The organism is Streptomyces sp. NBC_00554 (assembly GCF_041431135.1).
Lineage (GTDB): Bacteria > Actinomycetota > Actinomycetes > Streptomycetales > Streptomycetaceae > Streptomyces.
In genome coordinates, this window is the sequence record NZ_CP107799.1 from 388,845 (window position 1) to 414,602 (window position 25,758).

General features: G+C 67.6%; 28 protein-coding genes and 3 pseudogenes. 17 read left to right on the forward strand and 14 right to left on the reverse strand.

The genetic code is table 11. The features are described 5' to 3' along the window. Positions 1 to 10 precede the first annotated feature (10 nt). The gene (locus tag OG266_RS01880) at positions 11 to 415 is read left to right on the forward strand and encodes a nuclear transport factor 2 family protein (RefSeq protein ID WP_371541934.1); all 405 of its coding nucleotides are present in this window, start codon (positions 11 to 13) and stop codon (positions 413 to 415) included. A gap of 155 nt (positions 416 to 570) precedes the next feature. Here the strand turns inward: OG266_RS01880 and OG266_RS01885 are convergent, their stop codons facing one another. After that, positions 571 to 1,866, reverse strand: a complete 1,296-nt coding sequence (locus tag OG266_RS01885) for an MFS transporter (protein ID WP_371541937.1) — start codon at positions 1,864 to 1,866, stop codon at positions 571 to 573. 842 nt (positions 1,867 to 2,708) lie between these two features. Then, on the reverse strand, positions 2,709 to 3,938 hold the full coding sequence (locus OG266_RS01890; protein WP_371541939.1) for an MFS transporter: 1,230 nt from the start codon (positions 3,936 to 3,938) through the stop codon (positions 2,709 to 2,711). Positions 3,939 to 4,296: 358 nt separating this feature from the next. Here OG266_RS01890 and OG266_RS01895 point away from each other — a divergent pair, with 358 nt between their 5' ends. Next, positions 4,297 to 4,806, forward strand: a complete 510-nt coding sequence (locus OG266_RS01895; protein WP_371541942.1) for a hypothetical protein — start codon at positions 4,297 to 4,299, stop codon at positions 4,804 to 4,806. 142 nt (positions 4,807 to 4,948) lie between these two features. Here the strand turns inward: OG266_RS01895 and OG266_RS01900 are convergent, their stop codons facing one another. Next, positions 4,949 to 6,088, reverse strand: coding sequence for an acyl-CoA dehydrogenase family protein (locus OG266_RS01900; protein ID WP_371552612.1), 1,140 nt, complete (start codon positions 6,086 to 6,088; stop codon positions 4,949 to 4,951). A gap of 101 nt (positions 6,089 to 6,189) precedes the next feature. Here OG266_RS01900 and OG266_RS01905 point away from each other — a divergent pair, with 101 nt between their 5' ends. The 5 genes and pseudogenes from OG266_RS01905 to OG266_RS01925 all read left to right on the forward strand — a co-directional run bounded on the left by OG266_RS01905 (position 6,190) and on the right by OG266_RS01925 (position 9,881). Next, complete coding sequence (locus tag OG266_RS01905; protein ID WP_371541945.1) at positions 6,190 to 7,254, forward strand: AraC family transcriptional regulator; 1,065 nt, start codon at positions 6,190 to 6,192, stop codon at positions 7,252 to 7,254. 11 nt (positions 7,255 to 7,265) lie between these two features. Further along, positions 7,266 to 8,435 carry a TIGR03620 family F420-dependent LLM class oxidoreductase gene (locus tag OG266_RS01910; RefSeq protein WP_371541948.1) on the forward strand — a complete coding sequence of 390 codons (1,170 nt, stop codon included), beginning with the start codon at positions 7,266 to 7,268 and terminating at the stop codon, positions 8,433 to 8,435. 55 nt (positions 8,436 to 8,490) lie between these two features. After that, positions 8,491 to 8,640, forward strand: a pseudogene (locus tag OG266_RS01915) (IS5/IS1182 family transposase); the annotation flags it as partial. A 193-nt stretch (positions 8,641 to 8,833) separates the two neighbouring features. Beyond that, positions 8,834 to 9,307 (forward strand): nuclear transport factor 2 family protein, encoded by a 474-nt coding sequence (locus OG266_RS01920; RefSeq protein WP_371541951.1) that lies wholly within the window; start codon positions 8,834 to 8,836, stop codon positions 9,305 to 9,307. A gap of 25 nt (positions 9,308 to 9,332) precedes the next feature. Further along, positions 9,333 to 9,881 carry a TetR/AcrR family transcriptional regulator gene (locus tag OG266_RS01925; RefSeq protein ID WP_371541953.1) on the forward strand — a complete coding sequence of 183 codons (549 nt, stop codon included), beginning with the start codon at positions 9,333 to 9,335 and terminating at the stop codon, positions 9,879 to 9,881. A 181-nt stretch (positions 9,882 to 10,062) separates the two neighbouring features. Here OG266_RS01925 and OG266_RS01930 read toward each other — a convergent pair whose 3' ends face one another. Both OG266_RS01930 and OG266_RS01935 read right to left on the reverse strand, forming a co-directional pair. Further along, entirely contained in the window at positions 10,063 to 10,185 is a 123-nt protein-coding gene (locus OG266_RS01930) for a hypothetical protein (protein ID WP_269647887.1), read from the reverse strand. Between the two features lie 214 nt (positions 10,186 to 10,399). Next, positions 10,400 to 11,890 (reverse strand): MDR family MFS transporter, encoded by a 1,491-nt coding sequence (locus tag OG266_RS01935; protein WP_371541956.1) that lies wholly within the window; start codon positions 11,888 to 11,890, stop codon positions 10,400 to 10,402. A 95-nt stretch (positions 11,891 to 11,985) separates the two neighbouring features. Here OG266_RS01935 and OG266_RS01940 point away from each other — a divergent pair, with 95 nt between their 5' ends. After that, entirely contained in the window at positions 11,986 to 12,555 is a 570-nt protein-coding gene (locus OG266_RS01940; protein ID WP_371541958.1) for a TetR/AcrR family transcriptional regulator, read from the forward strand. 156 nt (positions 12,556 to 12,711) lie between these two features. Continuing rightward, positions 12,712 to 13,269 carry a hypothetical protein gene (locus OG266_RS01945; protein WP_371541960.1) on the forward strand — a complete coding sequence of 186 codons (558 nt, stop codon included), beginning with the start codon at positions 12,712 to 12,714 and terminating at the stop codon, positions 13,267 to 13,269. Positions 13,270 to 13,284: 15 nt separating this feature from the next. Here the strand turns inward: OG266_RS01945 and OG266_RS01950 are convergent. Continuing rightward, positions 13,285 to 13,503, reverse strand: a pseudogene (locus OG266_RS01950) (IS5/IS1182 family transposase); the annotation flags it as partial. A gap of 63 nt (positions 13,504 to 13,566) precedes the next feature. Beyond that, the gene (locus OG266_RS01955) at positions 13,567 to 13,689 is read right to left on the reverse strand and encodes a hypothetical protein (RefSeq protein ID WP_371541963.1); all 123 of its coding nucleotides are present in this window, start codon (positions 13,687 to 13,689) and stop codon (positions 13,567 to 13,569) included. A gap of 163 nt (positions 13,690 to 13,852) precedes the next feature. Between OG266_RS01955 and OG266_RS01960 the strand changes: the two genes are divergently transcribed. The 4 genes from OG266_RS01960 (at position 13,853) to OG266_RS01975 (ending at position 15,913) form a co-directional block, all read left to right on the forward strand. Then, positions 13,853 to 14,479, forward strand: a complete 627-nt coding sequence (locus OG266_RS01960; RefSeq protein ID WP_371541966.1) for a hypothetical protein — start codon at positions 13,853 to 13,855, stop codon at positions 14,477 to 14,479. A 201-nt stretch (positions 14,480 to 14,680) separates the two neighbouring features. Continuing rightward, positions 14,681 to 14,878: a hypothetical protein gene (locus OG266_RS01965; RefSeq protein ID WP_371541968.1), complete on the forward strand. Its 198-nt coding sequence runs from the start codon at positions 14,681 to 14,683 to the stop codon at positions 14,876 to 14,878. Between the two features lie 151 nt (positions 14,879 to 15,029). Beyond that, positions 15,030 to 15,533 (forward strand): hypothetical protein, encoded by a 504-nt coding sequence (locus tag OG266_RS01970; protein ID WP_329549956.1) that lies wholly within the window; start codon positions 15,030 to 15,032, stop codon positions 15,531 to 15,533. Between the two features lie 164 nt (positions 15,534 to 15,697). Next, positions 15,698 to 15,913 carry a transposase gene (locus OG266_RS01975; protein WP_371541970.1) on the forward strand — a complete coding sequence of 72 codons (216 nt, stop codon included), beginning with the start codon at positions 15,698 to 15,700 and terminating at the stop codon, positions 15,911 to 15,913. 76 nt (positions 15,914 to 15,989) lie between these two features. On the opposite strand, the gene OG266_RS01980 is transcribed toward OG266_RS01975, so the two are convergent. The 4 genes from OG266_RS01980 to OG266_RS01995 form a co-directional block, all read right to left on the reverse strand. Beyond that, positions 15,990 to 16,781, reverse strand: coding sequence for a class I SAM-dependent methyltransferase (locus OG266_RS01980; protein ID WP_371541973.1), 792 nt, complete (start codon positions 16,779 to 16,781; stop codon positions 15,990 to 15,992). A 93-nt stretch (positions 16,782 to 16,874) separates the two neighbouring features. Continuing rightward, positions 16,875 to 17,237, reverse strand: a complete 363-nt coding sequence (locus tag OG266_RS01985; RefSeq protein ID WP_371541976.1) for a transposase — start codon at positions 17,235 to 17,237, stop codon at positions 16,875 to 16,877. Beyond that, positions 17,234 to 17,692, reverse strand: a complete 459-nt coding sequence (locus OG266_RS01990) for a transposase (RefSeq protein ID WP_371541978.1) — start codon at positions 17,690 to 17,692, stop codon at positions 17,234 to 17,236. Before OG266_RS01990 ends, OG266_RS01985 begins: the two co-directional genes overlap by 4 nt. Positions 17,693 to 18,034: 342 nt before the next feature. After that, a complete protein-coding gene (locus tag OG266_RS01995; protein ID WP_371541980.1) occupies positions 18,035 to 18,514 on the reverse strand; it encodes a MarR family winged helix-turn-helix transcriptional regulator in 480 nt (159 codons plus the stop codon). 164 nt (positions 18,515 to 18,678) lie between these two features. Here OG266_RS01995 and OG266_RS02000 point away from each other — a divergent pair, with 164 nt between their 5' ends. From OG266_RS02000 to OG266_RS02010, 3 genes are all read left to right on the forward strand, one after another. Then, positions 18,679 to 19,188, forward strand: coding sequence for a nuclear transport factor 2 family protein (locus OG266_RS02000; RefSeq protein ID WP_371541983.1), 510 nt, complete (start codon positions 18,679 to 18,681; stop codon positions 19,186 to 19,188). Between the two features lie 50 nt (positions 19,189 to 19,238). Next, complete coding sequence (locus OG266_RS02005) at positions 19,239 to 20,189, forward strand: alpha/beta fold hydrolase (protein WP_371541985.1); 951 nt, start codon at positions 19,239 to 19,241, stop codon at positions 20,187 to 20,189. 278 nt (positions 20,190 to 20,467) lie between these two features. After that, the gene (locus OG266_RS02010) at positions 20,468 to 21,751 is read left to right on the forward strand and encodes an MFS transporter (protein WP_371541988.1); all 1,284 of its coding nucleotides are present in this window, start codon (positions 20,468 to 20,470) and stop codon (positions 21,749 to 21,751) included. On the opposite strand, the pseudogene OG266_RS02015 reads toward OG266_RS02010, so the two are convergent. Next, positions 21,720 to 21,923: pseudogene (locus tag OG266_RS02015) on the reverse strand (IS5/IS1182 family transposase); the annotation flags it as partial. The gene OG266_RS02010 and the pseudogene OG266_RS02015 overlap by 32 nt on opposite strands. Before the next feature lie 118 nt (positions 21,924 to 22,041). On the opposite strand from OG266_RS02015, the gene OG266_RS02020 reads away from it, so the two are divergent. Then, positions 22,042 to 22,653: a glyoxalase gene (locus OG266_RS02020; RefSeq protein ID WP_371541991.1), complete on the forward strand. Its 612-nt coding sequence runs from the start codon at positions 22,042 to 22,044 to the stop codon at positions 22,651 to 22,653. A 93-nt stretch (positions 22,654 to 22,746) separates the two neighbouring features. On the opposite strand, the gene OG266_RS02025 is transcribed toward OG266_RS02020, so the two are convergent. Further along, the gene (locus tag OG266_RS02025; RefSeq protein ID WP_371541994.1) at positions 22,747 to 23,559 is read right to left on the reverse strand and encodes a maleylpyruvate isomerase N-terminal domain-containing protein; all 813 of its coding nucleotides are present in this window, start codon (positions 23,557 to 23,559) and stop codon (positions 22,747 to 22,749) included. Positions 23,560 to 23,652: 93 nt separating this feature from the next. Further along, positions 23,653 to 25,515, reverse strand: coding sequence for a glycoside hydrolase family 76 protein (locus tag OG266_RS02030; protein WP_371541997.1), 1,863 nt, complete (start codon positions 25,513 to 25,515; stop codon positions 23,653 to 23,655). Between the last annotated feature and the right edge of the window lie 243 nt (positions 25,516 to 25,758).

The window sequence follows — 25,758 nt, forward strand, 5'->3', positions numbered from 1 at the left end:
GAGAAACGCCATGTCCGCAGCCACATCACTGACCGAGCAGAACCGCGCGATCGTCGAAGGCATGTTCGCGGCGGCGAACCGCGGCGACGTCGAGGGAGTCTTTTCCTTTCTGTCCGAGGACGTCGCGGTCATCGAGCCGGTGTTCCTGCCCTTCGGGAAGACCTACCACGGCAAGGACGAATTCCTCGGCCTCGCCCAGGTCTTGCCGAACTACATCGAGGTCTCCTCGATCACGGTGTACTACACCATCGCCGACGGCGACCGGGTCGCGGCGTGCGTCGGTATCAAGGACGTCACGACCGGAGAACTGACCCACTTCATCGAGCAGTTCACCCTCAAGGACGGCAAGATCGTCGAGAATCGGGTGTTCTACCACAACGTCGGCTCCATGCTCGAAAAGCCCAGGGTCGTATAGCGCGCACTCGAACTTGCTGATCGCCCTCCAAAGTTCCTCACCCAGTAGAGGAACTCGCGGACCGCCGCTCGCGTCGCCTCCTTCTCGCCCTTGAGATCGGGGACGGCCCTGCCTCTGAAGCGCTTCAGCCTGGCCGTCTCCGGATGGCTCGAGCTTCAATCCGCTCTGCGGGTAACCAGCCACACACAGCCCAGGCTGATCAGAGTCAGCGCCGTGAGGTAGAGGGCGATCGGCGTGGTGGATGCCCAGCTCGTATAGAGCGCCGTGGCAACGGTCGGCGCAAGGCCGCCACCCAGTATCGATCCCAGTTGGTAGCCGAGAGAGGCCCCGCTGTAGCGGATCTCGGCCTTGAAGAGTTCCGAGAACAGTGCCGCAATGGGCCCATAAACGACGCCCATGAATACCGCCGTCACCAGGAGTGCCAACAGAATCAGGGCGGAGTTCGCGGTGTTGATCATCGGGAACAGGAGGAGTGCGCACCCGACAAGGCCTATGGAGCCGACCCTGAGCACCCTCCGCCGGCCATGTCGGTCCGAGAGAGCGGATGCCCAGGGTATGACCGCGAGCCAGACCATGGATGCGATGAGTGTGAAGACCAGGATGCGATTCCTGCTCAACTCCAGCACGGCGGTCGTATAGGACAGCAGGTAGGCCATGAAGATATAGCCGACCGCATTGATTCCGATGAAGGCCCCGGCGGACAGAGCCACTTCCTGCCAGTTCTCCCTCAGCACCGTCACGATGGGCATGCGCTGCTCCGACTTCGACTGCTTGACTGCCTCAAAGTCCGGGCTTTCAGAGATGGTGAGCCGAATCACCAGACCGGCAATGACCATGACGGCGCTCGCCAGGAAGGGGACTCGCCATCCCCAAGCCAGGAAAGCTTCGGAGCTGAGATTGGTCGTGAGGCCGAGGAACACCAGGTTGGCAATAATGAGCCCTCCTGGCACGCCCATCTGCGGGAAGCTGCCGTAGAAGGACTTCTTGCGATCCGGGGCATGCTCGACAGCCATGAGGACTGCTCCGCCCCACTCGCCACCGACCCCTATCCCCTGGATGAAGCGCAGGGTTACCAGCAGGATCGGGGCCCAGACGCCGACGGTGGCGTAGGTGGGGAGCAGTCCTATTCCCACCGTGGCAATTCCCATGGTGAGGAGGGAGATCACCAGCATGGACTTCCGGCCGACCCGGTCGCCGAAGTGGCCCATGATGATGCCGCCCACCGGACGGGCCAGGAATCCGACCGAGTACGTGGCGAAGGCAGCCAGGGTTCCCGCTGCGGAGGAGACGGCGGGGAAGAACAGCGGACCGAATGCAATTGCCGCAGCCATGCCGTAGATGAAGTAGTCGTACCACTCGATGGCGGTTCCGACGAAGCTCGCTGTGGCCACCCGCAGCGGGCGGACCCTATTTGGCGCGACTGTCTCGGGGAGGTTTCTGTCGATGGTCACTGCTGTCTCCTGACAGGGTGAATGGTGCCGCCGCAGCTGTTCATCGGGGCTTAAGAGGGAGATACCAGGGCGAAGTCAGGGATGAACTCGCCCAGTCGCCAGGCCAATCGAGGCGGTCCGTCACTGCCTCGATTACGGCTGGATGTGCCCTGCCAGCTAGTGCACTGAGCCCAGCTTTCTGGCTGGCTCGCGCAGTTGGACTGAGCTGGTCGACTCGAGCGGAACACTGCACAGCCGGCTTCCGCGGGAATCACTGGGTGAGTGATACCAACAGCGTCGGCAGCAGGCGGCGGAAGACCGAGGCATGGTGGCGCCCGGGCCGCTCCCGCCAGCCGGAGACAGAGACTCTGCAGCTGAGTGGACTAGGCCTTTCATCGTGTCGGCGGAGACTTCCGGGGCGGTGGTCGATCGTCGCCCCGGTCTCCCGACCGAACGATTGGTCGTTTGGTGATTGGTAAGTAAAGGCAGCCATGCAACCGGTGTCAAGAGAGTGGAACGGATGGAAATTTGCCCAGCCGGCAGCATCACTGAGGCAATCGTTGACTGTCGCCCCTCAACGCCCCGGCTGCCGCAGGGCTGGCGTTCGCCGCCTTGGGCAACTCAGGCTCGGACACTGCCGCGTAGGAGCGGGCAGTCACGTCCTCCATCCGTCCCCGCCCAGGAAAGCGATGCTCCGTCGATGACAAACGGAAGGGGCAGTCGGGCAGGCGCTCGACCGCTGCGAGGTTTGCTGCTTTGCATGACTGCACAGCTGGACTGTGGCCGTGAACTCGCGCAGCCGGATCCAAGATGTACCGCCCAGAACATTGCTCCGGGCGGCACGCCCATGCCCGCGTTGCCCGCTACCGACCTTGATCAAGTGACGTCGGGGCGTTCGGCTGCACTGTGAACGCGGGTGACTTGGCTTGGCGTGCGGCAACTGCCATGACGATGACGGAGAGCAGGACGATTCCGGCGCCGACATAGAGCGGTGAGGTGTAGCCAAAGCCCGCAGTGATGGCCACGCCCCCGAGCCAGGCGCCAAGCGCGTTCCCGATGTTGGACGCGGACACATTGGCGCTGGCGGCCAGTGCCGCCCCGTGGGCGTAGTCGGTGACGCGAGTGATCATGCCGGGCACACTGGCGAACCCGAACACCCCCATCAGAAACACCAGTATCACCGAGGCGGTGGCACTGTCGGCCAGCAGGCCGAACACGGCCAGGGTGATGGTGAGTCCGAGGAGGGCGAGGAGCAGCGCGCGGTCACGGTCGCGGTCGGCCGCTCGTCCGCCGACCAGGTTCCCGACGACCAGGCCGACGCCGTACACCATCAGCAACCAGGCGACATCCGCCGGGGAGAAGCCACCGACCTCGGTGAACGTGTAGGCGATGTAGCTGAACGCACCGAACATCCCGCCATAGCTGAGCGCGGTGGCCGTCAAGGTCAGCCAGACCTGCCAGGACCGGAAAGCGCGGAACTGGGCCCGCAAGCCGTCGGGCGGCATCGGGTCCGCGCGGCCCGTCACGGTCGGCGGCCGCGTCTCTCCGGCGCCATTGGGGACGAGGGCGATGATTCCCGCCAGCGCGAGCACACCGATCGCGGTGACCGCCCAGAAGGCGGCTCGCCAGCCCCAGCGCTCGCCGACCAGCGCACCGAACGGCACGCCCAGGACGTTCGCAAGCGTCAGCCCGGCGAACATGACGGCCACCGCGCGGGACTTCTTCTCCGGCACGACCAGACTGCGAGCGACCAGCGAGCCGATACCGAAGAACGAACCGTGGCACAACGCCGCGACGATCCGCCCGAGCATCATCACCGGATAGCTCTGTGCGAGAGCGGACAGCAGGTTGCCGATGACGAACAACGCCACCAGGCCGACCAGGATCCCCTTGCGGGGCAGCCGTGCCGTTGCCGCGGTCAGCGCGATCGCCCCGATCGCGACACTCAATGCGTACCCGGAGATCAGCCGGCCTGCGGCCGCCTCGGACACCGCGAAACTCGACGCCACCTGCGGCAGCAGCCCGGCGATCAGGAACTCGGTCAGACCGATACCGAACCCGCCGAGTGCCAGCGCGATGAGTCCTCTCGGCATTCGTCGCTCTCCGATCGCGCGCCCAACGAGCCGCGGGGGTACGGGACTTCCGGTCGCGACTTTCAGATCGCCCGGATTTCGATCCGCACACGCATGGCCGCGTGCCGGGACGCTAGGCACCGAGGCACCACTATTCCATTACTTGTACGTAGGTCGTACGGGTGTCGGTCGCTGCCATTCCTGCCGGAGGCCGTCCTGTCCTCGGTTCCGACAACGCGCGATCGATGGTGCGACATGACCGTGTGACGCCAAAGCCGCAGTGGTCTGTTCGTCGTGCTCACGCAGGATCCGCATGAGTCGCTCACCCACGGCGCCGACCCACTCGACCCGCTCAACCCACTGACGAGATCATGAACAGATGCCACCGACCGAACCAGCAGCCCGCCGGCTTCAGGATCGTGCCGTTCTCTGGACCATGGGCGAGATCCGCGCAACCGACGTCGTCACTGCTGCCTGTGATGCACTCGTTGCCGGCCTCGACAGTCCCGCCTTGCGGATCTTGGCCGCGTGCACGCGCGCGGAGGCGGATTACGACGTCCCCGACCTCCTTCCCCCGGCACTCGACGAACTGGGCCTCACCTTCCACTCAGCGGGAAGCGTTGCCGGGCAGGAAGCCGCCGTACGAGCACTTGCCGCCCGGATGCTGGCCGGCGAGCTGACGCCACGCGAGCTGGCCTTCCGGATTCATCAGCGCTTCGGGCACGAGCTGCCTCTGGCCGAACAATTCGCCAACCTGGACGACGACTACGACGTCCTCGAATACGGCGACAGAACACCGGAACAGGTCGACGCCGATGTCACGGCCGAAGCTCTTCGGGTTTGCACAGCTCCTCGTGTTCCAACCGAACCCACGGGTCTACCGACCTGAAGCAGGCCGGTGGACCCGCGGGTTCAGGCTGAGGGACCTTCAGTTTTTGCCGCCGACCGCCATCCGCTACGCGGAGCGGGTGGTGCGCCACGCTCCGCCGGCCAATTTGCCGGAGCCGCTGCGTGGGCAGTCCGGTCGGGGGTTACAAATCCATGGAGCGGCTGATGATCTCCTTCATGATTTCGGAGGTGCCGCCGTAGATCCGCTGGACGCGGGCGTCGGCGTATCGGCGGCAGATCGGGGACTCCCACATGTAGCCGTATCCACCGAACATCTGCAGGCAGTCGTCGACGACCTGGCCTTGTAGTTCGGTGGTGACGAGTTTCGCCTCGGCGGCCTCGTCCGCGGTGAGTGTGCCCTGGTTGTGCGCGAGGACGCAGGCGTCGACGAAGGCCTGCACGGAGGTGATCCGTGCCCGCATCGCGGCCAGCCGGAAGCGGGTGTCCTGGAACTTCGCCAGCGGACGCCCGAAGGCGGAGCGCTGCTTGGTGTAGGCGACCGTCTCCCGCAGCGCCGCCCCGGCGTCGGCCACCGCACCCATGGCGAGGACCAGCCGCTCCAGGGCGAACTGCCGCATCAGCAGGGCGAATCCCTGATCCGGCTCGCCGAGCACGTCGGCGGCCGGGACGTGGACGTCGTCGAAGAACAGCTCGGCGGTGTCCCAGGTCCGCAGGCCGAGCTTGTCGAGCTTGCGGCCCCGGGTGAAGCCGGGGGTGTCGGCGGCCACGAGGAACAGGCCGATCGAGTGGTCCTCGCCGGTGCGGGCGGCCACGACGACGAGATCGGCGTTGATGCCGCTGGAGATGAAGGTCTTGGCCCCGTTGAGCAGCCAGCCGTCCCCTCGCGGGGCAGGCACCGCGTGAGTGCGGATGGCGGCCACGTCCGAGCCGGTACCGGGCTCGGTGATCGCGATGGCGACCAGCGTCTCGCCGGAGACCGCGCGGGTGAGGTGCCGGGTCTTCTGGTCCTCGGTACCGAATTCGGCGAGGTACGGGGCGACGACGCCGGAGTGCAGCGGGACCGCGAAGCCGGACTCGCCGGCGTTCGCCAGTTCCTCGATCATGATTTGTTCGTACCGCAGGTCGGCCAGGCCCAGGCCGCCGTACGCGGGTTCGGCCCATGGACACAACAGGTTCTGTTTCCCCGCGAGCCGCCAGATGTCCTTGCCGACGATTCCCTCACGCTCCCAGTCGGCTTGCCTCGGCATGACCTCGTGCTCGACGAAGTCACGCCATGCGGTCCGGTACGCCTCGTGGGCATCGTCGAAATATCCGTCTCTGATCACAGGCCGACGGTAGGCGGGCGGCACATCGGGCCGTCATGACCGCAGCGCTCGCAGTCATTGACCTGCGTGTCCGGCTGAGTCCCGTACGATCGGCGGTCATGCCCGCACCTCCCGAGGACAACGCGCCTCCCGCGTACGGCGCGCCGGCCCGCTCGGTCGCCATCCACCATGTGCGGGCCTCGCTGCGCGGAGCCGAGCGGCACGGCGCGGACATCACCGCGCTCCTCGAACGGGCGGCCATCCCCCCGAGTCTGCTTGAAGTGCCGCTCGCCCGGGTGTCGCCCCAGCAGTTCGCCCGGCTCACCAAGGCGGTGTGGCAGGCACTCGACGACGAGTTGCAGGGCCTCGGGCCACAACCCCTGAAGGTGGGCACCTTCGCGATGATGTGCCATGCCGTGGTGCACTGCAGCCCCGATCTGCGCACCGCGCTGGACCGTGGCGGCGCCTTCTACCGGCTGTTCCCCGGCGGACCCCGGTTCCATCTGGAGGAGAAGCCGGCGGTAGAGACCGACGCGCACGACGAGGCGCGGGTTGTCTTCGACCTGAGCGCCTTCGACGACCCCGATCACTACCTCGCCGAATCCGCCACCGTCGTCGCGCACCGCTTCGCCGGCTGGCTGATCCGCCAAAGGATCAACCTCACCCGGGTGGAGTTCAGCCACCCGGCGCCGGAGCACGCTCTGGAGTACGACCTTCTGTACGGCGCCCCATGCTCTTTCCGAGCTCCCCGCACCGCCCTCGTCTTCGACCGCGCGGTCCTCGATCGACCGGTGCTCCAGGACGAGGCAGCGCTGCTTGCCTTCCTGCGCCGTGCTCCCGGCGATGTTCTCGCCCGCCTGGACTACGGCAGCACCGCCGCCGCTCAGGTGCGCCGGCTGCTCGGGCAGTCGCTGCCGGACCGGATGCCCGATCCGCAGGAGGTCGCGGCACGGCTGGCGGTGAGCGCGCAGACCCTGCGCCGTCGGCTCGCGGCGGAGGGCACCTCCTTCCAGCGGATCCGTGACCAACTGCGGCGTGATGTGGCTATCGCGGCGCTGGCCGCGGGCTCCGTCTCCATCGAAGACATCTCGCAGCAGTTGGGGTTCTCCGAACCCAGCGCCTTCCACCGCGCCTTCAAACGCTGGACCGGCTCTGCCCCCCGCTCCTACCAGCCGGGCGGCTGAGCCACTCGCCGTTGGCGTACGCCCAGGTCAATGACCTTGAGCGGCACGGTCACGGCACCGGCCCGGCCGGGCTCGTACCGTCTGTCATGCAGGACATCCACGACAGGCTGCTGTTCATCGAGGCGATGGAGACCGTACGTAGCCTCGACCAGGACGTCCTCACCTCAGTCGGCGACGCCAACGGCGAATGCTTCCACCCCGCGCGGAAAGCCGACCGCGGCGAGGGTTGCCGACCGGGCGACCCGCCACGTATCGAGTCTGGAGAGAGCTACGGCATGACGGTGGTTGAAGAAGCAGGGCTCGGGCGCGTGGGGATCTGGACTGCGAGCCTGGACGCGGTACCTCCGGCGGCAGCAGGGCAGATCGCGGCCGAGCTCGAAGCCCAGGGCTGGGGCACCCTGTGGTTCGGCGAAGCCTACGGCCGGGAGGCCTTCACCCAGGCAGGGCTGCTGCTCGCCGCCACCGAGCGCATGCGCGTGGCGACCGGCATCGCCAACATCTGGGCCCGCGACGCGGTCGCGGCCAACGCGGCGTCCCGCACGTTGGCCGCGGCCCACGGCGGGCGGTTCGTGCTCGGGCTCGGAGTCAGCCACCGGCCACTGGTCGAGCGGGTGCGCGGGGGCAGTTACGGCAAACCGGTCGCCGCCATGCGCGAGTACCTCACGGCGATGGCGGAAGCGACCTTCTACGCCGCCGAGGCCGAACAACCACGCCCGCCCGTCTTGGTCGCCGCCCTCGGTCCCCGGATGCTGGAGGTGACCCGCGAACTCGCGGACGGCAGCCACCCGTATCTGGTGACACCGGCCCAGACCGCCGAGGTACGGGCGGCTCTTGGGCCGGACAAGCTCGTGGCCGTCGAGACGGGCGCCGTGCTCACCTCGGACCGCGAGACCGCGATGCGTCGGGCGCACGCCCACCTGGACATCTACACCGGTCTGCCGAACTACCGCAACAACTGGCTGCGGGGCGGCTTCGACGAAACGGACCTCGTCCGCGGCGGCTCCGACAGGCTGGCCGAAGCACTCATCGCATGGGGCGACGAAGCGGCGATCCTCAGCCGCGTACGCGAGCATCTTGCCGCCGGAGCCGACCACGTCTGCGTCCAGGCCCTGATGGAATCGCCCCTCGACGTACCGACCGAAGCGTGGCGCGAGCTCGCACCCGCACTCGTAGGCGCGTGAACTGGGCCGTCTCGGTGGCCTCCACGGTCGTGCGCGCTCACCGGTACGCGGCCGGAGCCTTGCCGCAGTACGGGCGCCGGTCGAGCACGGCTTCGCCCGCCTGAAGAACTGGCGCGTACTCGGCAAGCTACGCACCGACCCGAAGTGGGCGACCGCCCTGGTGAGGGCTCTGCTGGTCCTGACGAACCGCGAAGTCTCCCGGTGACCGACGATCTTCGCCGAAGCGTGACGGGCGCCGATGGTGCCGGGTCGCCGCCCGCCGCCGAGGGGGCGTTTTCTGAACGCCATCCTCTGCGTGAACCGGACCGGGATCCCCTCGCGTCGCCTCCTGCTCGACTACCCGCACAACGGCACACGGCATGGTAGGTTATAGGTCGACCACTAATGTAGGAGTGAAAATGACAGTCACGGAAGACGACGCCGCCCGCCGCGCCGCTGCCCAGCACGCCGTGGCCGAGCACCTGCGCCTCACCGCTGCCGGACACACCGAGGAGTGGGTGAAGTTGTTCGCCCCGGACGCGGTGCTCGAGTTCCCGTACGCGCCGACCGGCGTGCCCCAGCGGGTAACGGGGCGAGACGCACTGCGCGCGCACATGAGCAACTTTCCCGAGACCTTTGACGTGGAGTTCGTCGGCCTGGTGTTCCACGAGACGGTCGATCCGAGTCTGGTGATCGCCGAATTCCGCTCGAAGGGCACGGCGCTGCCGACCGGCAAGCCGTACGAGCAGACGTGCATCTCCGTCGTCCGGACCGATGACGACGCGCGCATCACCCACTACCTGGACTACTGGAACCCGCTGGTGGCGATCGAGGCGCTCACGCCCCACGACGTGCCGTCCGGCTCCGACCGCAGCGTGGCTTTTGGAGGCTGAGGGGAGCCGTGTTTGACTGACGCCCATGCCTGCCGCCGGTACCAGCACGAAGAGTGACGAACGACGTCGGGCCATCGTGGCCGCCGCGGTCGACTGCTTCGCGCAAAAGGGTTTCTACGGTACGACGACGCACGAGATCGCAGACTGGGTCGGCGTCTCTCAGCCGTATCTCTATCGCCTGTACCCGAACAAGGAAGCACTGTTCGCGGCGGTGGTCGACCACGTGTCTGTCGTCATGACCGACACGCTGGTCGCTCACTCGCCGGCGTCGGGTGGGGCCGGGCCGGCGCCCGAGGCGGCGTTGGACGCGGCGCGCGGCGCCTACGCCGCGCTCGTCGCGGACCGGAACATCCTGCGTTTCCTCATGCACGCGAACTGTGCCGTCGGTGAGCCGATGGTGGAGCAGGCCGTGCGCCGGTGCTACGCCAAGCAGGTTGACACCGTTCGGCAGTTGCTGGGCGACGACGAGGCCGTGCGGCGCTGGTTCGGCGCCGGAATGCTCGACAACGTGGTGGCCGTGCTAGGTCTGGCCGACATCGATGAGCCGTGGGCGCACGTCCTCACCGCTCGATGACCCGACACTGGCAGTTCGGCGCCGACGGTCCCGAGTCCTCCTCGTAGGCCAACTCGGCCGATGGAACTCGGCTTCTTCAGCCGCGGGCGTGCTTCGTCCGGGTCAGCCTCCTCCCGGGCGGGTGTCGGGGTGACGGCCGCGGCGGCCTCCGCCGCGGCCCGGTCCTGCTCGGCCAGCCGGTTCAGGACCCGGCGATCACGAGCTCCTCCCTCTCGGCCTGGACCTCCTGTAGCTGCTTGGCCAACTGCGCAGCGAGCGTGTCCAGTTCACTGCGGCGAGCCGTGATCCGCTCCAGCTCCCTCATCCCCACCCTCCCACGCTCTCCCGGCGTACCGACCCGGCCCTGCCCGGCCACGGATCGTAAGAGCGGCACAGCGGTCGGCGCAGCACAAACCGAGGACCGCTCCGAACGACATGTCAGACGATCTTCGCCGTGGACACCGGCCGACAACCAGCGTGAGTAGCCCTCCCGACCCTCACATCAGATCCGTGACCAGCAACTTCACGATGCACACCACTCAATGTGCGGTCGGATCCGCCCTCTTGCTGATCTTCCTTGCCTTGTTGTCGGCGGGGGTCGCCGGCTGAGGAAGGCTGGGCAGGAGCAGGCAGAGCGGGACAGCGGCGGCGGTAAGGGCCACGGACCACCAGAACGCGTGGTCAAAGCCGTTGGCCAGGGCATTGGGGGTGTGGGCGTCGCCGATGTTCTGTTGGAGGATGACGATGAGGATGGCGATGCCCACTGCGCCGCCGATCTGCTGGGCGACGCGGGTGATGATGCTGGCGTCAGGTATCTCCTCGTGCTCCAGCCCGACGTAGGCGGCGCCCATGGGCGCGATCATGGCCGCGCCCAGGGCGATGCCGCGGATGAACAGCGCGGCCATGAGCAGGATTTCGCTGGTGTCGGCGGTGACGAAAGCGAACGGCACGGTGGACGCGGCGACGAAGGCGAAGGCCACGAGGGCCACCGCGCGCGGGCCTACGCGGTCCATGTACCTACCTGCCAGGCCGCGGGCGACGAGGGCGCCGACCCCCTGGGGGATGAGCAGCAGTCCGGCGCCGAGCGGGGTCGCGCCCCTGACCTGCTGGAAGTACAGGGGCAGCAACAGCATCGATCCGAACAGGGAGATGCCGCCCAGGAAAAGCAGGGTGGAGGACGAGGCCACCGAGCGGTGCCGGAACATGCGCACGTCGACCAGGGAGTCGGCGGCCCGGGTGAGCGCCCAGGCGGTGAAGCCCCCGACCAGGGCGAGCCCGGCGAGCAGCGGAATGAGGACCTGGGCACTGGCGAAGCCCGTGCGGCCGTCAACCTGGGAGAGGCCGTAGAGGAGGGTTGCGAAGCCCGGGCAGAGCAGGAGCAGGCCGACGGCGTCCAGGCGGGCGCGGGGGTGGTCGGGTGCGGGTCGGTCGTCGGGCAGATTGCGCCGGGCGAGCCACATGCCGACGAGGCAGAAGGGGATGTTGATGAAGAACAGCCAGCGCCAGTCGGCCAGATAGAGGATGAGGCCGCCGAGGACGGGGCCGAGAATCGGGCCGAGCGCCGTGGGAACGGTGATGACGGCCATGACCTTGCCGATGTTGCGGCCCTTGGTGGCCTGTACGAGCAGGGTGTACATCAGCGGCATCATGATGCCGCCTGCGAGGCCCTGGACGAGGCGGAAGACGATGAGGCTGGTGGCGTTCCAGGCCAGGGCGCTCAGGATTGAGCCGCCCAGGAACCCGCCCAGGGCGACGATCCACAGGTGCCTGCCGCCGAGCCGTGACTGGGCCCATCCGGCGAGCGGGATGGTGATGAAGACGGCCAGCATGTAGCCGGTGCTGACCCATTGGATGGTCGACAGCGGGGCGTCGAGGTCTTTCGACAGGTCGTTCAGAGCGACGCTGACGATGGTGGTGTCGAAGACGACACCGAGAGCGCCGACGATCAGGGTGATCGCCATGCGCCACACGGCAGGGTCTACGCGGCCGGTTTCGGCGGGGGCGGGCCCGGCCTGGTGGGAAGTGCTCACGGTCGGCACCTTAAGATAGAGAAGCCTTTCTTACTCTGTTCAAGGTAAGCCGGTACAGTAAGAAAGACAAGTCTATCTACATCAGGAAGGGCGCGATGGCTCAGCGGCGCCACGGAGCAGCACTGGAGACGGCACTCCTCGATGCGGCCTGGGACGAACTCACCGACAACGGCTACGCCAGATTCACCATGGACGGCGTCGTCAAGCGCGCGGGCACCAGCCCTCCCGTGCTCTACCGCCGCTGGTCAGACCGCGACGAACTCATCCGGGCGACCATAGTCCACGTCCTCAAGGAGTCCCGCCCCGGCGTTCCCGACACGGGAAGCCTGCGGGAGGACGTCCTCACCCTCATGCGGGAAATCGCCACCGCCCATGTGCAGCTGGTCACCGTGATGTACGCGCACCTGGCCAGCTACTACCGGGAAACCGGAAGAAGCCCCAGCGACCTCTTCGATCCCGTCGCGACGGGCCGCAAGGCAGCGCTCGACACGCTCTTCGACCGCGCCATCGATCGCGGCGAGATCAAGCCGGAGCTCCTGACCGAGCGCATCAAGACCCTCCCCTTTGTCCTGCTGCGCCATGAGATTCTCTCGACCTTCGCCCCGGTGCCCGATCACGTCCTCGAGGAGATCGTCGACACGATCTTCCTCCCCTTGGTGCACTGACCGCCCGCGCAGCCCACGATCGATGACTTCGTGGCACCAACCTCATGGCGCGCCACAGCCAGGGTCTGCCTCTTGGAACCTGCGGTGCGCATGGTGATGCACGCCGTATGGATAACCTGTGTCGGCCCAGAATGACCTGGTGCGAAACTTCGGGCCATGACCTCACCCGAGCTCAGCGAACTGGACTATCTCCGGGAGATCGAGCGCCTCGCCAACCGCGTCAGCGTGGAGGCATCCAACGAAGGATGGCTCTCGTTCGAGGCAGACCCGGAAGAGTCGACACCGCTCCAGCGCGGCGTGAACACGCTTGCTCGGGCACTGCGCAGGTACCACTTCGAGGGCGATGGCTGTACGGAGGAGGATCGGCCTCTGGTCCGACTCGTCGGAGCCTCAGTGCTGAAGCCCGGGACCATGCCGGCCGGGGTGGACGAAGGGTACGAAGAGGTGTGCGCTCGGATCGGTGTGGAGCCGAGGTCTGCGGGCTGGGCGCTGTGGAACACCTGGAGCGACGGGGAGTTGAAGGTGACCATGGTGGTGTCCGCCGTCGAGACGACGGAGGGACTGTTGGAGAACTGGTCACGCGGGAGGGCAATCGATCCGGTGTCACCGTTGCCGTCCCAGATCGCGTTCGTCCGCCAAGGCTGGATAGGGCCCATGACGTTCTCGCCACGGGGCGTCAGCCGGACGGGCCTTGGCGGTGAGCCACTGTCATAGGTTCCGGATCGTCGGTCATCGTCGGGTCCAGATGAGGATGGCGGCGAGGCGCAGCGCGGCCTGGTGGGCGGTGGCGAGCTTGTCCGTTCGCATGGCCAGACCGCGCCCCTGTTTGAGACGGTTGACGCATCGCTCGACGGTGTTGCGCTGCTTGTACGCCTCAGCATCGAGGCCGGGCGGGCGACCCCCGGCGCGACCTCGCCGCAGGCGGTGACCGACCTGGGTGATGGGTCTGCACATGTCGCGATGTCAAAGGCTGGTGCGATGTTCATGCACATCTACGGCGCGTGTGCGCCCTCAGGCGAACGCGTTGCCCTTGTCGGTCACGTCGGTCACGGTGTTCACGGTGTTCACGGAGTGCGCGGTGCTCCGCTCGGTGCCGGCCATCAGGGACCAGGTGCCGAGCCGCTCACGGTCCACACGTGAGTGCCTGTTCCTGAACCTCACATCAGCAGCTCAAGCAACGCCAGCCCGAACTTGACCATGTGCCAGGCGAGTTCGACCGGTCAGGTCTGTGTCGGCGCTGCCGGTTGATTCGGCAGCTCAGTGACCGTATGTCAGAACTGGGTGGTAGGTATCGACTGTGGATACCAATGACTCCCGCCTGCCATCTGTCGATCACCCTGCCGAGATCGCTTTCAGACGCGGGTGCCAGGCCCTGGACTCGGGGGACTGGGAACGCGCACACAGCCTGTTCGAGGAGGCGGTTGGCGGTTCCGGCCCGCAGATGCTCTGGCACGTGGCCGAGGCATGCCTGGAAACCGACCAAAGCGCATTCTTGATGCGTCGGGCCGTGGTCTCGGAGAGCGAGCCGGGCGGCATCACGGTGGACCCGGGCGCGCTGCGCATCCTGGGGGGCAACGGCGATATGTTTCAACAGCACTGGGAGATCGCCGTCGAGTCGAACGACCCGGCCCGTGCGGTCGCGGCGCTCACCGCCGCGGAACGCCGCCTGGGGTGCGTGCTCGAGGACGGCCGCGAACTCTCGCCGGAGGAGGCCGACGATGCCATGGCCGACACCGACCTCTACAGCCCCAACTACGTCGCCGTCGACGACACGGTCCCCCGCGTGTGGATGGACTGCAAGGGCGGGATGTTTCCGCACATGGCCCGCACCGCGCTGCGCATCGTGGCAGACGAACTACGCAAGGCCGGGGTACGGCACGCACACTTGTTCACCCGTCCCGCCTCGCACCCCTCAGGCGGTTAGCGACGACCGTCGGCGGGGCTGGCGCCGTTGGACGGCCATCGCCGGTGGCAGAAACCTGCTGGCCGTCGAGATCACTTGGCGAACGGTGAAGATCTCGTATCAGAGGTCATCGAACAGCGTCTCGAACGGGTTGGCTCACCTGGGGATTCGCCGGATGTGGGGGCGGCCTTCGTCTGATCATGTGCTCCGACCAAGGTGCACGTGACCAAGACGAAGGCCGTGAGGGTGAGTCTGCAGCTTGACCCGCTGCTTGCCGTGCGGATCGGCGTCGATGGGCGGCGATCCGCACGGGCGGTGTCGTCGGGCATCGCCTTCGAGGCGACCTCCGGACGGCGCGGAAAGTCCGTTGGCTCTCGTCGGGTTCGCCGCCGGCCGGCTGTTCTCGTGGACAGCGCCTGAGCGGTGGCGCGCCGAGTACCGATGAGGTCCTGCATGCAGTCGGGTGTCCGCCACATCCGGTCGTCGTCCGGTGGCGAATACCTCAGGGCAACGACGTTTGCCGCAACCCAGTTCGGAACCAGCCCGAGCCATCTGCACAGGAGGTTCGCCAGTGACTCTTCATGCCCACCCACGCCCGCTCAAGCTCACACTCACCCTGATGGCCTGCGCCACGTTGACAGTTGTCGTCCCCACGGGGCTGGCCACGCCCGCGCAGGCCGCGGACCGCTGCAACACCCCCGGCCACGCCTACCTGACCAAGCCCGGCAGGATCTACTTCTCCGGCTACAACGGGGACGGAAGCCTCGGCGTCCCGACCTTCCACACCTTCCGCGGCGACACCTTCCGCCTGGGCGGGAACGGCGTTCTGCCCGGCACGCCGATCCGATTCCAGGCCGTGAACGTCGATACCGGCGCGCAGATCAACTTCTACCGCGGCCAGCCGCTCTACACCACCCGAGGAGCCGGGGACAACTGCGTCGTCAACGAAGAAGGCCCGCTCACGGTCACCGCACCCTCCGGCACCTACCGGGTCACGGCGCTCTACGACCCGGGGAACACCCCGCCCACCCCCGGAGACATCGTCGATCAAGTGGTCAACGTCGTGGTGTCCTGACCCCGCAGCACTGGCGGCCGCCCGTGGACGGCCGCCAGCCGACGGAAAACGCACAACACCGACGGACGGCCGAACGGACCACGCGGAACAGCAACATCCGACGCCAGTCCGATCAGCACGCTGGGCCCAGAAATCCGAGTGATCTGTCCGATGCCCGCTAGGAGTTGATCGAGCCGGCGCTGTCCGCATGGCGCTTCGAACGCCGCAGTTGGGCCCTGGACTTCGGCCGGCCGACCCAGCACGATCTGCGCGAGATCATGAACGCGATCCTCTACGTGGACCGCACCGGCTGCCAGTGGGCCTATCTGGGCGACCACAGCGGGGCAAGCCGGTCGACCGCAGGTGTGGGCGCAGCGCTATTGCACCCACGGTCACACTGACGGCTGCCCGGGGTGGCACAGCGCTCCACTTGGCCATTTCGGAGACACGGTCGTCTCGGCCGGCCCCACGGCTGGGTCAGCCCGGCTTGACCGCCAGCGTCGCAAAATAGTGCGACATGTATTGGGCGGACTCGTTGGATTGGTGCGGTGCTTCTGCGAAGCCGGTGAGGACGAACCCCGCGGCGAGTTGCCCGCCGATCTGGTCGGTGAGGGTGTGGCTGTATTCAAGAGCGGCATCCGCGCCGAACTTCGTGGCGCGTTCCTCGGCGGAGTACTGCGTGACATCGCTGTAGGGCAGCTTGTGCACGACGTTCAGCTCGCCGCGCTCGTCGAGCGCCTCGTGGTCGAACAAGTACACATCAGGGTTGAGGAAGCCCGCGAGCAGAGTTCCGCCCGGTCGCAGGACTCGGAAGCACTCACGCCACACCGGTGCCAAGTCTGGTGCGAATAGGTTGGAGACCGGATGGAATACGACGTCGAATGTTGCGTCGCCGAAGGCGTTGAGGTCGCGCATGTCGCCTAGGACGGTGCGCAGCTCGAGTCCGTCGCGCGCCGCCACCATCTGGTCCTGGCCGAGCTGGCGGGGTGAGTTGTCGAATACGGTGACCCGCGCCCCTGCGGCGGCGAGGATCGGACCCTGCTGGCCACCGCCGGAGGCCAGGCACAACACGTCCTTGCCGGTCAGGTCCGTCGGCAGCCAGGAGCGGTCGACTGGCTCACGCCCGATGAGAACAATCGACCAGTCGCCCATGCGGGCGCGCTCGACATCCTCAGAACTCACCGGCCTCGACCACTCGTTGCCCTCTTGGACATACTTGTCCCAGGCTGCCCGATTGTGGGCAACGGGGTCGACAACAATGTCCTGCACGTTCAACTCCCTGCTACAGCCAAGCGGACACCTGCGGTACTGACAGTTCGGTGCCGCCAGCCAACACGATTGCAGGGTGCGGGCTCAACGAAATTAGCGGGCATCGAGGTGCCCACGGGCTCGACGGGTGGTCGCGCAGCGGGTGCGTAAGCGCTGGTTGCCGGGGTTGCGGAAGCCGTAGGCGTCGCGGGCGATGGTCTTGATGACCCGGTTGGTGCCTACGGAGCCGGCGTTGGTGATCCCAGTGCGCAGGAACGCAAGGATCTCTGGCCACCATGTCTCGACGGTTGTGGCCAGGCGCTGCAGTTCGGGAAGGTCGGCGTCGGCGCATCGGCGGTAGAACCGGTACAGCAGATCGCGGACCTGTTCCCGGTCTGGGCGGGTCAGGGCGGTGGCAAGCAGGTCCAGGAGGTCTTCCTTGGCGTTCCACGCAACGGTTATCGGCGCGCCGATCACCCTGGGCAGGTTGGACAGCTCGTCGAGGAAAGCGTCGACGTGCTCGCCGCGCACACGGGCGCGCGAGAGGCGGGCTGTCCGCTCCTGCGGGAGGACCGCCGGGTGATGCGCCTGGTCATCAGCGTGATCGCAGCCCAGGTGATCAGAGATTCCGAGTGCTGGATGAGCCGTTCGTAGTCGCGGGCATGACGGCGGGTTTGCATGATCCAGGCGAGTGAGCGTTCGACGACCCAGCGGTGGGGCAGGATGACGAACCCGACGGCGTCATTTGGACGGCTGATGGTCTTGAGGGTCAGATTCAGATGTTTCTCTGCCCAGGTCACGAGCTGGCCGGCATAGCCGGAGTCGGGCCAGACGATGGTGATCTCGGCGCCCAGCGGGCCATGAAGTTGTAACAGGTCTGCCAGGGCGGGAAATCGCGGGGTGGGGCCCTCCCACTGGCATCCGCTGTCCACGACGTAGCAGATCGCGCCGACGACCTCACGGCGCGGGTGCTTCTCGGGGCGGGCGTCCCCCCTTGGGGGGCTCGCAGGCCGGCGGCGGGAGGAGGGGCTCGATGAGGGCCATTCGTTGCCGTAGGTGTCGGAGGGGTAGCAACGGTGCCGGGACAACTCAACCTCCCTCCCGAGGGCGGGGGTTGGGGGGCCCGCCGTGCCGTGCCCCAATCCGGTCAGGTGTCGATGTACTCGGCGATGATGCCGAGCGTGGACTCGACCGAGCCGAGCTGGGTGTTGAGGGCGCGGCGACCTACGGACCGAACGGCGACTCTCCACACCCGTCACGTTGCCGAGAACACCTCATTGAGGGGAGCCCATGGCGATGCTCCACAGCATCGACCGCAGGAGCGCCTGCTGGGCGGCCGGGATGGTCGCCAGCCGCTGATGGATCGCCTCATCGCGCGCCGCGGCCACCTTGTCGTGCAGGGTGAGCCCTTCGGCGGTCGCCTCCGGGATGCGGACCCGGCGATCACGTGCGGAGAAGGTGCGGACGATCAGCCCCTCCCGCTCCAGTCGGTCCAGCAGGGAGACCAGCGTCGTCTTGTCGATGCCGAGCTGCGCACCGATCTCCGACTGAGTGAGTTGCCCCCCTTCGCCCACCAGCGCGAGGACGAGCCAGTCCCGCATATCTGCGAGGCCCGCCTCCCGGCACACCGCGTCGAAGACGTCACCGAGCGCGGCGGCGGCCCGGTGCGTGAGCCAGGTGAGATCCGCGGTCGAGGGGCCGCCGGTGAGCGCACACATCTCTGCCGGCACTGTCCGCCGATCGTTGGGGGCCACGCGTCACCATCCTGGATTCTCTGGGGCGTCCATCCAGCATAATATGATCCAGGTCGGGATTTTCTTAGTCCAGATCATCTTGCTTCGGATGATCCGAGGTCGTATGTTTGGCGCCCAAGGTGCTCAAGGCACCCACCAGGTACGCCCTCACACAAGGAACAGCCATGACTTCCGACCTCGAATCCCGTATCCGCCGGCTCGAAGACCGCGCCGCGATCAGTGACACCGTCATCCGCTACGCCGTCGCGATCGACCGCGCGGACTGGGACCTGTACGCCACCTGCTTCACGGACCCGGTGCACATCGACTTCTCTGCCGCGGGCATGCCTGCGAACGACTTCGCCCGCGACGACTTCGTCCACTTCGCCCGCGGCGGCCTCTCCGGATTCACCGCCCGCCAGCACCTGAGCCCGAACCACGTCATCGAGTTCGACGAGCACGACCCCGACCGGGCCGTCTGCCACTCGTACATGTACGCCCAGCACTACCTGGAGGGGGCCGAAGGCGGGGACTTCTTCCTCATGCGCGGCACGTACACGAACCACATGCGCCGTACCGCGCAGGGCTGGCGCATCGAGCGCCTCGTCCAGGGCATCGGCTGGTCCGAAGGCAACCTGAACGCCCCCGCCGAGGCAGCCGCCCGCTTCCAGGCGGCCGACGCGACCGCAGCCTGAACGTCGGTGGAAGAAGCCGCCTTTTTCGCCAAGGACAGAAGGACAGAAGGATGACAGCACACAGCTCCCCGGTCATCGCTCCGCCGGCCGAAGGCCCGGTATCGGGCATGGACGGCTTCTTCCACCGGTACGCCGACGTCAATGGCACACGCCTGCACTACGTTGTCGGCGGCGAGGGACCACTGGTCGTGCTGCTGCACGGCTGGCCGTACACCTGGGCGGTATGGCGCCGTCTGATGCCGCTCCTCGCCGCAGCCGGTTTCACCGTCGTCGCCCCCGACCTGCGCGGCACCGGCGATTCCGGCAAGCCCGACAGCGGCTATGCCAAGAGCGAGGTCGCCGAGGACGTCCGGCAGCTCGTGGGAAGGCTCGACCCGGCAGGCACCGGTGGCACCGGCCGGTACGACGCCGACCCCACCGGCATCAACCTGGTCGGCATGGACATCGGCGCCATGGTCGCTCACGCCTACGCCACCGCCCACCCCCGCGAGGTCCGCCGACTCGTACTCTCCGAATCGGTGCTGCCGGGCTTCGGACTCGAAGAGCTCATGAACCCGGCCACCGGCGGCTACTGGCATTTCGGCTTCCACATGCAACTCGACATCGCCGAACTGCTCACCGCCGGCAAGGAAGCCGCCTACCTCACCCCCGCTTGGGCCATCGGCTCCCCCGCCGGCGGCCTCACCGACGCCGACCGCGCCGAGTTCCTCCGGCACTACGCCGCCCCCGGCGGCATGCGCGGCGGATTCCAGCACTACGCCACCCTGTTGGAGGACGGCCGGGCCATCCGCGCGGCGAGCACCACCAGACTGCCCATGCCCGTCCTCGTCCTCAACGCCGTTCTGGGCCTGCCGCAATCACCGCTCCTCGAAGGCGTCCGCCAGTTCGCCGACGACGTCCGGGCCGCCCTCGTCCCCGACAGCGGCCACGCCTACCCCGCCGACAACCCCGCCTGGGTCGCGCACAGACTCGCCGCCTTCTTCGCCGCCCCTGCGGCTTGAACGCCGACCGCGGTTCCGCGACACCCGGCTGATCCGCTGCACCTGCCAGGGCTCATTCCGGTGCCCTGCCCGTCCGGTCATGCGGACCGGATGGCAACGGGCGCCTGGGACTCTGATCGTCAGACGGCCATGGGCGCCATGTGATGCCTTCAAACACGCGTACGCGCTGAACCTGCCGACCAAGAATTGCGTTGACCGAGGACGGTCACGGTGTGAGACCGTCGCCTCGGTCGGAATCAACGGCATACGTGGGACGGTGAGCGGTGGCTGGCTCGGACATGACCCGTGACCTTCAAATGGAGGAGAACTCGTCCGATCCGCCGCTGTGGACAGCGGACTTCCGGCTGTTCTTCACCGCCCGCACCACCTCTCTACTCGGCGACGCCATGCTCCCCGTCGCGATCACCGCCGCCGTTATCCGCGCCGGATACGGGGCGAGTGGGGTGGGCTACGCCCTCGCCGCGCTCGTAGCGCCATTCGCAGCATTGATCATCTTTGGCGGGGTGATGTCCGACCGCTTCGGCGCTCGGCGGCTGATGGTCGTCTCGGACGCAGCCCGGTTCTGCTCTCAGGGAGTGCTCGCGCTGCTGTTCCTGCTGGGTACGCCGCAGTTGTGGCAGATCCTGGTGCTGCTGGCCCTGATCGGGGCGGGCAGCGCAATCTTCCAGCCGGGAGTCGCCAGCATCACCCCGCTCATAGCCCAGGACGTACAGAAGGCCAACGCCACCCTCCGTATCTCGGAGTCTGTCACCGTCGTCATCGGACCGTCGCTGGCCGGCCTCCTGCTGGTGATCTCCTCACCTGCGGCGGTGGTCGCCCTCGACGCTTTGACCTATGCGGCCAGCGGCGCCTGCCTGATCCTGATTCGCTCGGTCCCGATGGGCCCGGCCGAGCGGCACAGCGAATCGTCGTTCCGGGCCGATCTCGTCGAGGGATGGCAGGAGTTCCGGGCCAGGACCTGGCTGTGGAGCGTCATCGTCGTCTTCATGCTCTGGCAGCTTGCCGGTGCCGGCCCCGCTATGACGCTCGGCAACAGCACGCTCGTCACCGACCACGGAGCATCCGTGTTCGGCCTGGTCATGTCGTCCCTCGGAGCGGGAAGCGTGCTGGGCGGGCTCATCGCGATCAGGCTCCGTCCGCGGTATCCGCTCCGCGCCGGCGCCCTCTCCATGCCCCTTTGGGCGTTCATGCCGTTGGGTGTCGCGCTCGACCTTCCCGCACCGCTCATCGCCGGGTGCTACGGAGTGAGCGGCGTGGGCATGGCCTTCTGGATCGTCATGTTCCACACGAGCGTGCAGACCCACATCCCTCAGGACGTCCTCGGCCGGGTACACGCGTACGACGCGGCCGGCTCGCTGGTGATGAAGCCCGTCGGGCAGGCGGTGGCCGGGCCGCTCGCGCTCGTCACCGGGGCCGTGCCACTGCTGTACGTGTCCACGTCCATGGCGCTCGTCGCCTGCGCCCTGCTGCTGGCGATCCCGGCCGTACGCGGCCTGAAGAGCGTAAAGCGCCAGGAGTTGTCTTCAAATGTCACGCGCACATCAGGAGCGATGCGAGAGTGACGGCTGCTCGGTAGGACTTGGCGGACTTGCCATAGCGGGTGGCGATGCCGCGCCATTGCTTCAGGCGGTTGAAGCACCCTTCCACCACGTTGCGACGCTCGTAGAGCCGCTCGCCGTAGGCCGGCGGGCCCGCCCCGTTGCCGCGCCGGAGCCGGTTGCGGACCTGATCGGCGCCGACCAGGTCCTCGCCTTTCGCAATGCGTGATGCCGCCGAGCGCGGCGAACCGGCCGACAACACCGGTCAGGATTCAAGAAGCAATCGCGGCCGGGGCTCCCCTAGCGTGAATGCCATGACCTCCATCGACTGCATCACCCTTGAAGTGGCCGACCCAGTGGCCGCCGAGCACTTCTACTCGGACGCCTTCGGCCTGGGCAAACAGGTGCGCCTGCGGGCCACGGAGGTACCGACCTCCGGCTTCCGCGGGTTCACGGTCTCGCTCGTGGTGTCCCAGCCGTCGATCGTCAACGGCCTCGTCGGCGCCGCCCTGGACGCCGGCGCCACCACGCTGAAGCCCGCCAAGAAGTCGTTCTGGGGCTACGGCGGCGTCGTACAGGCCCCGGACGGAACGATCTGGCAGATCGCCAGCTCCTCGAAGAAGGACTCCGGCCCGGACAGCCGACAGATCGACGAGATCGTTCTGCTGCTTGGCGTCTCGGACATGGCCGCGAGCAAGCGGTTCTATGTCGACCGTGGTCTCACCGTGGCGAAGAGCTTCGGCAGCAAGTACGTCGAGTTCGACTCCTCGTCGAGCCCCGTCAAGCTTTCCCTGTACGGGCGTAGCGGCCTGGCCAAGGTCGCCGGCGTGCCGCCGGAGGGCACTGGATCGCATCGGCTCGCAATCGGCAGCGACGCCGGGCCCTTCACCGACCCGGACGGATTCGCCTGGGAGACACTGGCGTGAGGCTCCGACATGAGCCTCGGAAGCCCAGCGGTCGGCCTCAGAAGGCGTGAGTGCCGACGGGCTGCCACTCAGCTCACCGACCGGCTTCGTACGTCACTTGCGCAGCCAGTAGCCGGCCCCGTTCCGCCAAGCGGTGAACAGGCCCTTCTCGCCCAGGACTTCGACGGCCTCGGCGGGGGCCGGCGAGCGGCGCCGATACAGGAGGAGCAGGAGATCCGTAAGCGGGCCGCGTACCGTGGCGGTCGACTGCTTGTGCGTGCGGCTCCATGTGATGGGTTCGCCCGTGAGGTCGATCAGCCACTCCCCCGTCCCCTCGGGGGCATCGGTGGCATGGATGTGGAGGGTGCGGTCGGGGCCGAGCAGATCGCGCCGTGCTGAATCCGACTCGTAGGCCTGCGGCAAGGTGCTGAACTCGACCCACTCGTCGAGGCCGTCGAACGCGACGTCCGCGTCGAGGATGAACGTCCCGCCGACCGCAGCGGTCGCGTCGAAACGGTGCACGACGGTTTCGTACGTCATGCGGCGCGCCCAGAAGTGCGGGGTGCCGCCCGGGGCCACTGTCCACACCGGGACCTCCGAACCCGTCGCCCGCAGTGTGTCCGCGAGCAGGGCGGCTCCCTCCGTGAGCCAGTCGGCCAGCGCGGCAAGGTCGTCGTCCGCGTCGGGTGTGACGTCGTTGACCTGCTCGTCCGAGACGGGCTCGGTGGCCCGGGTCCGTACGACCGTCTCGGCCCAGCGGTGCGCGCCGCCGACGTGGCGCAGCAACTGGGCGAGGGTCCAGCCGGGGCAGCCGGGTACGGACGCGGTGGCGTCCGCGCCTTCGACGGCCGAGGTCAGCCGGGCGGTCTGGTCGATGATTCGGGCGGCATATCGGTCGTGGACCGGGCTGGGGCTCGGACGCGTCATGACGTCACGGTAGACAACGGGGTGCAGTCCCCGGTGGACGGTGGAGCGGCCGGCGCACAGCGCGGGTGCTCCACCGCCGTCGGTCGAGGCGTGTCACCCACCCGCCGCGGTGATGGCGCCCAGAGCGCTGGCCTGCGTGCGCCAGTCGGTCTGATTGGGGCTGGTGCCGGCCCAGCGTTCGCCGAGTGCGTTGAGGGAGGTGCGGTCGTTCGCCCAGATCGTGTCCGACTGCTTCTGGATGTACGACGTGTAGGCGGTGGATCCGGTGGCCTTGGCGAGTTCGCGGAAGTGGCGCATGAAGATGCCCTTGAACTGCTTCTGGTTGTCGTCGCAGGCCGCTGAGCCGACGTCGCAGGATTCGGTGAGCACACCGTTCCTGGTGAGCTGCGAGCTGCTCATCGCGGCGTCGGCCAGGGTTCGGGCGGTGGTGAGCAGCGAGGTGTCCCCGGTCGCTTTCGACAGCTCGAGGAACCCGCCGATGGCCAGTCCCTGGTTGTAACTCCACACGGTGCTGCCGTTGTTGGCGCAGGCCGAGGTCAGTCCGTCGTTCACCAGTCCCGCGGAGTTGATCATGCCGCTGGACTTGTACCAGGCGGCGGCTGTCTTGGCGCGCTGGAGCCAGACGGTGTCGCCGGAGATGCGCTGGTGCAGAGCCGCGGTCAGCCAGAGGTACTGCCCGTTCGTCACCGCGTTCTTGTACGTGCGCTCGCGGTCCCACCACACGCCGCCGCCACAGGTGCTGGGGTCCCAGTACCCCTGGACGTAGTTGGCGATGGTGACCGCCATGTTCAGATAGCGGGCGTCGCCGGTGTAGTCGTACGCGTCCAGCCAGGCGATGGCCCACCAGCCCGCGTCGTCGATGGCCCGGCTGGTGAAGTTGCCCTCGATCGCGTCCGAACTGCGCACGCCCGCGGGGAAGATGCCCTTGTTCTGGTCGAAGGTACGCGCGATCACCCAGTCGTAGTCGTGCGTGCCGGAGGTCTTGGCGTAGTCGATGAGGGCGGTGAGGGTCGCGGCGGAGTTCCACCAACTGCTCTTCCACCAGCCTTCGTACGGGTCGTACGACGCCATCAGCGCGTCCGCAGCCGCACGGCCCCTGGTCGGAGCGGGGCGGACCCAGGCTGTGCAACTGCCCTCGTTGTGGCCGGCTTCCCGCCCGCAGGCGCGGACCGCGCCGCCGTACAGGAGACCGCGCGGGTCGCGGGTGGCGAACATCTTGGTGCGGGTCGCGGTGGAACCGGACGGTGTGCCGGTGCGGCCGAGCGAGGACCCGTCCGGCCAGCTCGTCCCGCCGTTCCAGGAACGGTCGAGCCAGATCTCGTCGCCGGCGCCGCCGCCCTCGATGCTGCCCCAGGCCATGGAGTTCTTCTGGTCGACGTGCAGCCGGACCGTGCGCCCGTAGATGGTGGTCGACGGCACCGGCTGGTCGTCACCGGCCGCCTGGCCGGGGTCGGTTCCGTCGCAGAGCGTGTCGCAGACGGTCGGGTACACCCAGTTCGTGCAGCCCACCGTGTTCGCGTCGCCGCAGGCGCGGACCAGACCGCGTTTGCGGTTGCCGGGGTCGGTGATGTTGTACATCAGCGTTCTGGTGCCGGTCCACGTGCCGGGAACGCTCGCCTTGCCCAGCAGTCCGTCCCAGGTGGTCCCGCCGTCCCAGGACCGGTCGATCCAGACCGAGTCCCCGGCCGTGCCGCCGTCGATGCTGGCCCACGCCATGTCGTCGGCGTCGGAGACATGGAGTTTCAGCTGACGGCCGTTCAGGTCCTTGGTGGGCACCGGGAAGGTGTCCTGCCGGGCCAGCGAGGGATCACGTGTGTCGCAGTACAGGGCGCACACCGTGGTGGCCGCGGAAGCCGGCGTCGACAGGGGGATCAGTGTCGCGGCGGCGACCACGGTCGCGAGGAGCAGTCCGACCAGCCGTCGTCTGACAACGTTGTCTCCTTGCAGGTCCGTCATCGAAATCGCCTCACTCCTGGGTGGGATGGGGACACCAACGAGCACACAGCGTCGGTCACTTGACGGCCTCGCCGGCCAGCCGTGACAAACACTGGTCCATACCTGTCTCGGAGGCAGTGAACCGCCCTGGCAAGTCCCTGTCAATGACGTGAGGCGCATTCATTCCCGCCTTGAAACGTGACACACGCAGCGGGTTGACACCCCATTCACGACCCCCCATCATCGGTGCAACTTCGGCGAGCC